Annotated in this window: 4 protein-coding genes and 2 riboswitches; of the genes, 1 reads left to right on the top strand and 3 read right to left on the bottom strand. The window is 44.3% G+C overall.

The features are described 5' to 3' along the window. The coding region (locus B3W37_RS10995; protein WP_483175773.1) for a class I adenylate-forming enzyme family protein at positions 1–1,218 on the bottom strand (1,218 nt) is incomplete at its 3' end. A gap of 312 nt (positions 1,219–1,530) precedes the next feature. Next, entirely contained in the window at positions 1,531–2,931 is a 1,401-nt protein-coding gene (locus B3W37_RS10990) for an amidophosphoribosyltransferase (RefSeq protein ID WP_483168716.1), read from the bottom strand. Between the two features lie 298 nt (positions 2,932–3,229). On the opposite strand from B3W37_RS10990, the gene B3W37_RS10985 reads away from it, so the two are divergent. Further along, complete coding sequence (locus B3W37_RS10985; protein ID WP_483175772.1) at positions 3,230–4,168, top strand: LCP family protein; 939 nt, start codon at positions 3,230–3,232, stop codon at positions 4,166–4,168. Between the two features lie 34 nt (positions 4,169–4,202). On the opposite strand, the gene B3W37_RS10980 is transcribed toward B3W37_RS10985, so the two are convergent. Then, complete coding sequence (locus B3W37_RS10980; RefSeq protein ID WP_483175770.1) at positions 4,203–5,321, bottom strand: glycerol-3-phosphate dehydrogenase/oxidase; 1,119 nt, start codon at positions 5,319–5,321, stop codon at positions 4,203–4,205. A gap of 390 nt (positions 5,322–5,711) precedes the next feature. Next, positions 5,712–5,796, top strand: a riboswitch (cyclic di-GMP riboswitch). Positions 5,797–5,877: 81 nt separating this feature from the next. Continuing rightward, positions 5,878–5,964: riboswitch (cyclic di-GMP riboswitch) on the top strand. Positions 5,965–6,156 lie beyond the last annotated feature (192 nt).

Below are 6,156 nucleotides of genomic sequence, written 5' to 3'. Positions count from 1 at the left end.
TGCGGTGGCTTCAGGATCTTTGTAGTAGCATTTCATCAGACCGGGTCCCCTGACCACTAATTCTCCGACCTGGCCCTGCTCCACCGGGCATCCTATCTCATCGGCGATCTTAGTCTCCCATTTATAGCCCTGCACACCGATAGCCCCGACCTTATGGATATTTTCCACTCCCAAATGCACACATCCCGGTCCGATGGCTTCACTCAGCCCATAGTTGGTGTCGTAGAGATGGTCGGGGAAATACTGTTTCCAGCGCCGTATTAGACTGGGCGGAACCGGCTGGGCGCCGATATGCATCAGCCGCCACTGCGAAAGGTTATAATCTTCCAGCGTCAAGTCGCCTCTCTCGATGGCGTCCAGGAGGTCCTGCGCCCAAGGCACCAGGAGCCAGACGATGGTGATGTGTTCTTCGGAAACGGTTTTGAGGATCCATTCCGGTTTTACGCCGCGGAGCAAAACCGCTTTGCTCCCTGCCACCAGGCTGCCAAACCAGTGCATCTTGGCGCCGGTATGGTAGAGGGGCGGAATGCACAGAAAATTGTCCTCACGATTTTGGCCGTGATGATGCTGTTCAGTGATAGCCGATGACAGCAGACTGTAATGGGTGTGCAAAATGGCTTTGGGAAATCCGGTGGTCCCTGAGGAGAAGTAGATCACCGCATCATCCTGGTCATTGATTTCGATCTCAGGATCATCCGAGCAGCAGTTGGCAGTCAGACGGTCATAATTCTCAGCGAAGCTGGGACGATTCTCCCCTGCAAAGAGGAGGGTTTTCACCTGGGGGATTTGATTGTATATGCTTTCAACCCGGCCGATGAATTCCGGTCCGAAAACCAGGGCAATGGAATCGGATAAATCCAGGCAATACTTGATTTCCTCAGCGGTGTAGCGGAAATTCAGGGGAACTGCGATAGCCCCGCTCTTCAGAATACCGAAATAAATGGGCAGCCATTCCAGACAATTCATAAGAAGTATGGCTACCTTATCACCTTTTTTGATTCCCCTCTTGAGCAGCAGATTGGCCATTCGATTGGCTTTTTCGTTGAAAACCTTCCAGGTCATGTCCCTGCGGTATTCCCCTGCCGGACTGTTTTCAATCAGTTCATACTCCAGCCAGGTGACATTGTGGCTTTCTTGGAGATCCATATTAATTTCGGTCAGACACAGTTCTGAGCCATAAATCGCAGCATTACGAGTTAAAAAATCCATTATGGGCATTTTATATTTTCCTCCCGTTCTACCGTACAACCATATAAAATGATATAAACAGCCGTACTTCAGAATAATTCCTATGACTATACAAAATTATAAAGCGACTGACATAGTTAATCAACCATCAAGTCCCCATTAGCCGTTCTGTTTGGGCAAGATATAATTCTGCATCGACATCATAAGGCCGCCTGGGCTAAAAGACGATGTTTCACCGCAACTTGTGCAGCCGCTGCATTGATATTGCATTCACCTGACGAGCTGCTTCGTAATAATTCTGAAGTGAATCAAAAAATAACACAAGGAAAGCGTCCTGCGGTATCATTCCTTGCCGTTCCAGCAGTAGGTGCAGATCTTATCCCGGCCTATTCCGATGGCATCAAGCATATCCGGCAGGTTCTGATATTCCAGCGACGAGAAGTTGAGCCGTTCGCTGATGCAATTTACCATGCGGTGGTACTTTTCGTGGGCCGGATCACAGTAGTCATCAAGATTCTCCGGCTCCCGGCCTTCAAGTTCAATAATAGCCCGTCTGGCGGCCAGATCCATTTCCGAGCGGGAAGTCGAGAAGTTTAAATATTTACAGCCGAAAACCAGCGGCGGGCAGGCCGGCCGGATATGAACCTCACGAGCATCGCATTTGTACAGAAGATCTACCGTCTCCCCCAGCTGAGTGCCGCGTACTATGGAATCATCGCAAAAGAGCAGGCGCTTATTCGCGACCAATTCCGGAACAGGCATAAGCTTCATTTTGGCAACCAGGTTTCTTATATCCTGATCCTGAGGCATAAAACTCCTGGACCATGTAGGTGTATATTTAATAAAAGGCCGTCCAAACGGTACTTTGGCCTGGTTGGAGTAACCGATGGCGTGTCCGATACCTGAATCAGGAATTCCCGCCACCATATCTATTTCCACCTGGTCGTTTTTCGCCATGGCCGCACCGTTTCGGTACCGCATAACCTCCACATTCATTCCCTCGTAGGTTGAGGAGGGATAGCCATAATACACCCATAGAAAGGCGCAGATTTTCATTTTATCCCCGGCAGGAACGATTTTTTCAATACCATCGGGGGTTATGAGCACAATTTCTCCCGGCCCCAGCTCGTATTTAAACCTGTAGCCGAGATTGGTAAAGGTGCAGGATTCAAAGGAAATACAATAAGCTCCTTCCTTTTCGCCGATTACCAAAGGCGTTCTGCCAAGTTTATCCCGTGAGGCGTAAATCCCCTCAGGGGTCAAAAGCAGAATTGAACAGGAGCCGTCAATCAATTCCTGTGCTTTCAGCAGGCCGTCCTTAAAAGAACTCTCCTGGTCTATGATTACCGATACAAGTTCGGTAGGATTAATAGTGCCTTTACTAGTTTCCAGAAAATGCATATTTCGGCCGGTGAAAGCCTTATCCGCCAATTCATCCAAATTGTTGATTTTGCCTACTGTGGTCAGCGCATAATGACCGAGATGTGAACGCACCGTCAATGGCTGAGGTTCGGTGTCGCTTATACATCCTATACCCATGTTCCCGCTTATATTGGGCAAATCAGATTCAAATTTTGCTCTGAACTGAGTATTTTCGATGTTGTGTATTAAACTGTTAAAATTATTACCGCTCCAAATGGCCATCCCAGCCCTGCTGGTTCCCAGATGTGAATGATAATCGGTACCAAAATATACATCGGTGACGCAATCTTCTTTAGATACAACCCCAAAAACCCCGCTCAAAGCAATTACACCCCTCTTTATATATTTACAAAATATTTGTTGACGCCAATAAGAATACCCTTTTAATATAACAAATCTCGAGCACTTTCGCTCATAGAAAGGTACAATATTTTTTAGTGATCATTTTCCAGTCCCCAAGGCATAGGATTTGCTTCATGTCTGATAAAGTGAAATAATATGCCATTATAATTTGATGAAATGCAGATTTTGCTACACTTCCCCTGCATATGGTAAGTTTGGTTATAGCGATGGTATAATAAAAATGATTTTGTAAATTAAATTCAAGGAGAAGCAACCTATGACAGAATCGGATACACCTCAAAAATCGAGCAGGAAACATGTTTTCATTATAATAGGCTTTTTTGTACTGGCGGTTTTTTTATTATGTGGAACCTATGTTTACTGGCAGCTTAATAAAATAACCTATACGGCCATGGACAAAAGCAATGAAGCCCTGGGAATCAATCCGGAAGTACAGGAGACCTCTATAATTAGGGAATATCCGCCATTGAATATCGCCCTTTTGGGAATTGATCAGGAAAATCTTGATGACCCGGGCAGGGCGGATGTAATCATGATCCTTTCGATAGATAAAAGAAACCATGCCATCAAATTATCTTCCATTATGCGGGACACTTATGTCAATATCCCCGGTCACGGTATGGATAAGATCAATCATGCTTTCGTTTTTGGCGGACCGCCATTGATTATTCAGACCATTAACAGCAATTTCGATATGGATATCAGAGATTACGCATTCGTATCATTTGACAGTATGGCAAAGATAGTAGATTACTTGGGTGGAATAGATATTAATGTTATGGAAGAAGAAGTGTCTCGTGTCGAGGGGCTTACAGAAGCGGGACGGCAACATTTGAATGGCCAGCAAGCGGTGGATTACGCGCGAATCAGGTATGTAGGCAACGGTGATTACGAAAGAACCGAGCGCCAACGAAGCGTGCTGACAGAAGTGATTTATAAAGTCCAGGCGTTAGACCACAATGAAGTACCCGGGTTAGTCTCCGAGTTACTGCCCTACATCGTCACCAGTTTTAGCAAAACCGATCTCATAAAAATGGGAGTAGATGCATTGACTTCCAATCTTACAAGCGTCCAACGAACTCGGATTCCTCTTGATTCAGCCTGCGAAGGTAAGACAATCAACGGCGTTTATTATTTGGTCCCCGATTTGCCGGCTAATACGGCTGCTTTGCATGATTTTATTGATAATAGATAAGACCATATAAACTGGCTACGTCCTAATGATTCTTCTAAATTCGTGCAGCTACCTCCTCCGACATACTCAAACAAGTAGTCAACTTGCCACCATAAACATGAATCAATTTGACTTTTCCTTTACTGATTACATCGATTTTGTAATCCCTGCTCATAGTAGTAGCATCTGAGTCAGCATTCTTAATTCTTACCAGAGGCCTTATGCCCAGAAAAGTATCACAAATATTATCCTGACTAACCGGCTCTTGTAAATAGTGATTGGCACAATCCAACAAGTACTTCACATCGGCATCCTGTATTTGCACATCGTCACAGGAATCTCGCTCCATCCTTTCGGTTGTCCCGATAATAGTTCTTCCCTCCGCCCAAGGGATCATGAAAAATATTCGCCGGTTGTACGTCTGCAAAAACATACAGTCCGGAACTAATGTTCGGTTAAGAACGATATGTACCCCGCTCACCTTGCTGATCCGATAGTTATGCGGCAAACGATATTTTACATTCACTTCGTCAATCCAAGGACCGGTAGCGTTAATAAGCAAAGGGGCCCCTACCTTATGTTCTCCTCTGCTATTCTTGTACATGATCTTAATTAACTTATCATCGATATTAATGGAAAACACCTGACAATTTTCCCGGATATCACAACCAAAACCGACAGCATCTCGGGCCATCTTGCGAGTCATTTCTAAGTCATTCGTTTTACCATCGTAATATAAATAAACCCGACGTAACCCCCTTGATTTAATCCCTACAAACCTGTTTAAAAAATCAGTATTACTTATGTGCCTGCAATGGTACTTCGTTTGACAAGAAAGAAGATCATAAAGCCCCAATCCCGCACGGATTATCCACCAAGGTCGCAAGCTATCATTGTATACTGGTAAATAAAAAGGCACCATCTCAACCAGATCAGGATAAAGTTCAAAAAGTCTTTTTCTATCCTTGAGAGATTCTTGAACCAAACCAACCCTTCCGGTCTCCAGATACCTTAATCCACCATGAATAAGCTTGGAGCTGTTTGATGAGGTGCCACTACCTACGGTGTGTCTTTCCAAAATACACACCTTTTTTCCATTCTGAGAAAGCAGTCTGGCTATAGCACAACCATTTATGCCTCCCCCCATGATAACAATATCAAACTGTTCCCACATTTTTATGTACCTCATATATAATGTTCACCACAATTATCCTAAACCCGATGACAAATTGAAAATTGTCTTCTTTGCTTCATTATCTCCAGAGCAAACTCCTGGCTTCAACTATAATTTTATATCTTGAGTTTTTCTTAATTTAGTTTAGTAATTGTATCGTAATTTTCATCGAAATCAGTACCAGTTTTCGACGTTGTATATAACCAGCAGGGCTTTTGGCCAATTTCATGATGGCTTTTAATCACCACCTTACGTCGTTCTAGTTCCAGTATCACAGTTGAGAATCCTATCTAGATAATAATTCATATAAACAAGGGACCTTTATCCCCAATTATAGTAGATATATTGACAAATTGGTAATCGCAGGATATAGTTGATGTAAAGTAGATAGAAGTAAAAAGGCAAACCTGTCGAAAGACAGGGACGCAAAGCTACGGGCCTAAAGTCGCAAGACCATGGCCGCCGGGTTGCCAAAAATACTGTTCTTATATTTCCTGCCCGGCAACTTATCCGAGCAGGTTTTTTACATAGACGAGGACGGCAGGGATAGATCACTTACCGATAAAGGCAAACCTGTTGAAAAGCAGGGACGCAAAGCCATGGGTCTAAGGACAGATCAGTCTATGATAGCCAGGCTACCGAAAAGGAGGATTCATGTACCTGCCTTTTCCAACGGGCCGTCCAACACAAATAAGAAAGGGGCGGTCCATTTGTTTACTAAGAAACGTCATATCATAGCGCTGACTGTCTGTCTGTTATTCTTCTTTTCCATCCAATTATCATCTACTTCGGCCAAAACCATTAAATCCAATGCTGATTCCAAGGCGGTAGCAGC

The organism is Syntrophomonas sp. UBA5494 (assembly GCF_002426325.1).
The sequence above is the reverse complement of the archived record's forward strand: the minus strand, read 5'-3'. Positions and strand labels throughout refer to the sequence as shown.

Bases quoted from the DNA above. Each gene is read 5' to 3' on its own strand.
- B3W37_RS10985 (WP_483175772.1), top strand. From the start codon at position 3,230: ATGACAGAATCGGATACACCTCAAAAATCGAGCAGGAAACATGTTTTC.
- B3W37_RS10980 (WP_483175770.1), bottom strand. From the start codon at position 5,321: ATGTGGGAACAGTTTGATATTGTTATCATGGGGGGAGGCATAAATGGT.